We start from the raw sequence: 2,863 nt of genomic DNA, 5'->3' as shown, positions 1-2,863 counted from the left end.
GGGACCGGCGGCTGACGGGGCGGATCGCTGAGGCTTCCGAGGGACTTTGGTGCGCTGCCGAAGCGATCTATGCGGAAGCAGTCGAGGGCGGATGGCTGCTCAAGGAAGCTGCCGCGACAATCAGAACGGCGCTGGCGGTTTGTAAACCATCGTGACGCGCTCAAGCTGTCCGTTAGCACCCAGCACCACCTCCATGTCCCAATAAAGCTGACCGAGCCCGTTAGGCGCGTAAGCGAGCTTGAAGGGTTGCCACAACCGATTGTCGGTATGAACTCGCTCGATCTGCCACACTTGCTGAAAGGACACCTGTAAAAATGCATCTCGAGGTGAAACCTTGATCATGTCGTAGCCTGCGATTGATCCCGACATGAGCTCAAACGACTGAAATTCACCGGCCCTTAGCTTGTTCTGGGCTTCACTAAGCTTAGCAACGAGCGCAGAAGCCTCTCCCGCAGTGAGACCGCGAAGCTGCTGTGTGGGCGGGACAGCAACGGTGTCTACGGGTTGCGCCGACATTATTGCTGGTTGAAGTGCCAAGCACAAGAATATCAAAAGAGACCGACGCAGCATCCCGAAGAGTGTGTCACTTCCTTCGCATGACTGCAACGGGGTCGGTTGCTGAACGGCAGATATTTTTCGTCAGCCAGGGACAGCCTCCATGCAGCTTTCGGGACCGCGGATCGGTCCCGCTTATGGCCGTTCGTGGGTGGTTTTGCGAACGTCGGGTTTCGCCATCGGCTTCGAGCACAGAATTACGTCGCCCCGCTTCAGGTCAAACGATAATCCCACTTGCACCATAAACTCTACATATATAGATTGATGTAATGCCGAGACGCCCCAACATCTCCAAACAGACTCGAACCGCCTTGCTGGCGCTGCTCGAACGCCCGCAGGACTGGCGTTATGGGTATGAATTGATGGTGCTGACCGGCATCGCCTCGGGGACGCTTTATCCGATGCTGATTCGGCTGTGTGATCAGGGGAACCTCGAAGCCCAATGGGTTCCTTCGCCGCACGAGAGCAGGCCGCCGCGCCATGCCTATCGCTTGACACCATCAGGCATTGCACTCGCTCGCACCATTGAGTCCGACGATGTGCGCGCTGCAAACGACGGGAAAGGATTTGCAATATGAGTTCGAAACGGAACTCCCTTGCACGCGCTTGTGTCGTGCTGGCCTTCAAGATCGCGCCGCCGGTCCGCCGGTCCTGGTTTGCTGCAATGGCGGTCGAATTCGATCACGTCCCCGAGGCTGAGCGCTGGCGTTTCGTGGCAGGCTGCCTCTTCACGGCCGTCACTGAACGCATCATTTCCCCTGCCTTCATTCATGAGGTTGCTCGCAGCGTCTTGGTCGGAGGAGCGATGGTCTGGGCAGCGCTGAACATTCGCTTTGCGGGGCGCATGTCCGTTACTGACGCATTCGTGCTGGAAGTTTTTGGATATGGCACGGCCCTGTTGTTTGTCGTCGGCGCGATCGCCACGGCCCGGTTCGGATTTCGTGCCACAATCAGCCTAGCCGCGCCTTTGATCGCTGTGCTGACAATGGCGGCGACGATGATCTGGCTCAGCAGTGCCCCAACGCCAATGTCGAACCTGTATCTTGCGCTGATCGTGGAAGATCTTGTGATTTTGACCTTCGCACTGGCGCTCGCAATTTCCGCTGCGCGTCTCATCCCTCTTCGGCAGGGGTTGAACTGATGCGCATGCAAACCCTAGCCTTAGCATTGGCGATTATTGGCGTGCTGCTTGGGGCCGTCCACCTCGCTTTGACCCCGCTAGCCTATGCCGATTGGACAATCGATGCCTTGTGGTTTGTTGGAACCGGCTTGGCGATTGTGCTGGCAGCCGCCGCGAACCTCCTTGGATTCCAATCGTTAGGCGTGGGCAGCCGGTTGATGGTGGCGGCGATAAACTTCGCCATGGGTTGCTACTTCGCTGCGGCTTGGCTGGTCCTGCCGGGACCGCAGGTTGTCATCGGAGGAGTTCTGTTCTTCGCGCTGGCCATTTGCTCGTTGGCCAATCGGCGGACCAAGGCCGTGACGAGCTAGGGGCCGTATTGGTCGCAAAAGTCTATGACCGCTCCGGGGTCGGTTTCAGAATTTCGGCTTTTGGTAGGATCCGGGCCGAAGCTGAGTGACCGCTTTTAGCGAAGCCAGCCTTTCAGCATGCAGCTAGGGAACGGCGGCTAGGTCCCAGTTTCAGACATTCGAGTCGCTGATTGCCCAACCTGACTTTGCAACCAAGTCCAAAATCTATGCTCTCGAAGCTGAAGGCGTTTTCGTTACGAGCAACGTATCTTCCGCCGCCTTCGCTACGCCCTCAGCTATCTGTTGCAGCGGCCAAGTTTCTGCGTCTCTTGCTGTGCTCCTGACGCCGGGCGGTTGTTCGCCCGGCCCATCTCAGGGGCGTTGACTTGTCCATTTGCGCACTTCGATCTGAGGCGAACTCACGCGGCGCACGAATGCTGCGGACAGCGCTCGAGCCGTCAATCGCGACTTGGCTCGAGGACCCCGCCGTCATCGAAGTGATGCTGAACCCGGACGGGCGGCTCTGGGTGGATCGGCTCGGCGACGGCATCAGCGATACCGGCGAGACGTTGAGTGCCGCCGACGGCGAGCGCATCGTCCGGCTGGTCGCACACCATGTCGGCGTCGAGGTTCATGCCAACAGTCCCCGTGTTTCGGCCGAGCTGCCCGAAGGCGGCGAGCGTTTCGAGGGATTGTTGCCGCCCGTCGTCGCCGCGCCGGCTTTCGCCATCCGCAAGTCTGCAGTCGCGGTCTTCACGCTCGACGATTATGCGGCCGCCGGGATCATGTCGGCAGCGATGGCCGAGGCTCTGCGGCACGGTGTCGAGACCCGAGCCAA

General features: G+C 59.3%; 5 protein-coding genes. 4 read left to right on the top strand and 1 reads right to left on the bottom strand.

What is annotated here, in order from left to right; genetic code table 11:
• Window positions 1–120: 120 nt before the first annotated feature.
• A complete protein-coding gene (locus DM995_RS19055) occupies window positions 121–516 on the bottom strand; it encodes a hypothetical protein (protein ID WP_116970695.1) in 396 nt (131 codons plus the stop codon).
• A 350-nt stretch (window positions 517–866) separates the two neighbouring features.
• Between DM995_RS19055 and DM995_RS19050 the strand changes: the two genes are divergently transcribed.
• The 4 genes from DM995_RS19050 to DM995_RS19035 form a co-directional block, all read left to right on the top strand.
• Window positions 867–1,133 (top strand): PadR family transcriptional regulator, encoded by a 267-nt coding sequence (locus DM995_RS19050; RefSeq protein ID WP_232824559.1) that lies wholly within the window; start codon window positions 867–869, stop codon window positions 1,131–1,133.
• On the top strand, window positions 1,130–1,696 hold the full coding sequence (locus tag DM995_RS19045; RefSeq protein ID WP_157973344.1) for a hypothetical protein: 567 nt from the start codon (window positions 1,130–1,132) through the stop codon (window positions 1,694–1,696). Before DM995_RS19050 ends, DM995_RS19045 begins: the two co-directional genes overlap by 4 nt.
• Window positions 1,696–2,046: a hypothetical protein gene (locus DM995_RS19040; protein WP_116970692.1), complete on the top strand. Its 351-nt coding sequence runs from the start codon at window positions 1,696–1,698 to the stop codon at window positions 2,044–2,046. Before DM995_RS19045 ends, DM995_RS19040 begins: the two co-directional genes overlap by 1 nt.
• Window positions 2,047–2,459: 413 nt before the next feature.
• Window positions 2,460–2,863 (top strand): P-loop NTPase family protein (locus tag DM995_RS19035; RefSeq protein WP_353653381.1); only part of this gene is annotated, 404 nt, incomplete at its 3' end.

The sequence above is a fragment of the Blastomonas sp. UPD001 genome (assembly GCF_003426715.1).
GTDB lineage: Bacteria > Pseudomonadota > Alphaproteobacteria > Sphingomonadales > Sphingomonadaceae > Blastomonas.
Note: the sequence above shows the minus strand (reverse complement) of the source record. Positions and strands in the feature narration are given on the sequence as shown.